A 2,024-nucleotide genomic window follows, 5' to 3' on the forward strand; every position below is an offset into this window, starting at 1 on the left:
TTGCCTTGCTTGCATCTTATATGATGAACAAACAAGATGGTGAAATTTTAGATGAGTATTTAAATGAGAAAATATTCGGTGATGAAGCAGGTGAAACGATCTCCCCTAATCCGAAAGATGTAGATGGTTTTGCCCAATTTATGGAACGATATACCAAAGGCCTAGCTATTGAACGTGCGGCCGTAGAAAATTTGAAATAAGGGTTTGTTTTCTATGAAATGGTTGATATAGAAGATCAATTTCCGGTTCGAAAAGAGCCATAAATAAAAACGGTAGTTGTGCCTCGAGCTTAAAACAGTGAGGCACAACTACCGTTTTTATTTAAAGAGCGTGTTCAAAGAGCCCTATAATTCTATAAAAAAATAAAAATGCACCTTAGCGAAATATGGTAAAATGGAAGTGGCTAAACAAACCAAAAATACCAATTTGCGAGGTGCATTTTCATGGAATTACAATTGGAACTAGTTCCTTTCCACTATTATAACACACTCAGCTTTGATGTTGAACTCATAGATTATATCGATCATGTAGATGATTCCATTGTATTAGAAAAGATCAAACCCCTTTTTAAGAAAGGTGGGCGTCCCCCAGCGGATCCGAGAGTCTATTTTAGGATGCATTATTTATATTTTACTCGCCCTGAAATTACCTCCTTTCGAGAACTTTGCAGACAACTTATTGATCCGAAAAATCAAGCATGGCGGAACTTTATTGGCTGGGCTTATATTATCACCTAAAGCTGAATGGGGCTTATTCTGATAACATTCAACAAGCTAAATTTCGAAAAGTAATGCCGGACTTTAAGACTAGCAGAGACAGCTAAAGAACTCCCTAACCTACTGAGGGAAGCCGAAGCAAAAGGATGGATGTATCATGAGTTCATTCATGAATTTCTAAGCCATGAAGTTCACTGCCGTGAAAGAAAAAACAAAGAGAAAATGATGGTGGTGTTAGAGTTGAAGTTTAATGTGGTAAATAAACAAAATAACGAAGTTTATCCTGGTGCTGTCCAGCGTCTTTTTTTAAGAGATTTAGCTTATATAAATCCTAAACGTTGGACTTTCGATTGGAAAGAAGAAATATCATATCCTGAACATCATGTATATAAATTGATAATTAGCGGAGATAATGATATTCAAGGGCTGATTTCATTTACAGAGGTTGATGATGGGGAAGGTTATATATTGGTAAGGTATATAGAATCTGCTCCCCATAACAGAGGCCATAACGGGGAGTTTAGAGTAGCTCCAGTTTTATTGACTTATACGTGTAGCAAAAGTTTTGAAAAAGGATATGGAGGATTTGTTTGCATTCACATAAAACTTGATGAAACATTAATAAAATATTACGAGAGTTTGGGGGCTGTATTTATTGGTAATCAACGAATGATTTTAGATACAGTTGCTTCTCAACGATTAATTCAGTTATACTTGTATAAAGGAGTGTGAAATTAAGATGATTAAGAACAAAAACCTTATTACTAATAGGCAAAATCAATTACATGATTTGGCTGAAGAATCAACCAATGGTATATTTGCCAGTGCTCCTGATGAAACTGAGGAAGAACGTAAGAAGAACCATGATTTAGTGGAATCTTTTATAAAAAAAAATAAACGTAGATAAAGAAATAGCCCTCATTGAGGGCTATTTTAATTTTTTACGGAAGAGTATGCAAAACAAAAGGAAAAATCCTTGATACTATGCAAAGTTCGGATGAATTTACCTAAAAACTGGATATATTCCTTATGAATATCTAAGGAAAGCATGGCAAAAGGTCGTTTTAGATCTAATGAAGAAGTGGTATCCAAACAATCCAAAAGTCCAAGAACTCATTGATGACTTGTACCGAAGATATTCGAATGGATTTTATGAGTACGAGACAAATTTCACTATTGGTAAAAGGTGCTCGGTGTCGGGGAGGCATCTGGTGTATTCCCAATCGACTTGGACACAAAAAACTACAATGAAAGAATGATAGAGCAATTTAATCAATTAGTTGAACCGGAAAATTTACCTTGGCAGCT

At 35.3% G+C, this 2,024-nt stretch carries 2 protein-coding genes and 2 pseudogenes; all 4 read left to right on the forward strand.

Annotated elements, in window-relative coordinates; all coding sequences use genetic code 11:
• A pseudogene (locus tag NC799_RS18185) lies at window positions 1–200 on the forward strand (ATPase); the annotation flags it as partial.
• Between the two features lie 243 nt (window positions 201–443).
• Window positions 444–737 carry a transposase gene (locus NC799_RS18190; protein ID WP_272447847.1) on the forward strand — a complete coding sequence of 98 codons (294 nt, stop codon included), beginning with the start codon at window positions 444–446 and terminating at the stop codon, window positions 735–737.
• A gap of 54 nt (window positions 738–791) precedes the next feature.
• A pseudogene (locus NC799_RS18510) lies at window positions 792–944 on the forward strand (ATP-binding protein); the annotation flags it as partial.
• A 511-nt stretch (window positions 945–1,455) separates the two neighbouring features.
• Window positions 1,456–1,623: a hypothetical protein gene (locus NC799_RS18200; protein WP_272447849.1), complete on the forward strand. Its 168-nt coding sequence runs from the start codon at window positions 1,456–1,458 to the stop codon at window positions 1,621–1,623.
• Window positions 1,624–2,024: the final 401 nt, after the last annotated feature.

The organism is Aquibacillus salsiterrae, assembly GCF_028416595.1.
Lineage (GTDB): Bacteria > Bacillota > Bacilli > Bacillales > Amphibacillaceae > Aquibacillus_A > Aquibacillus_A salsiterrae.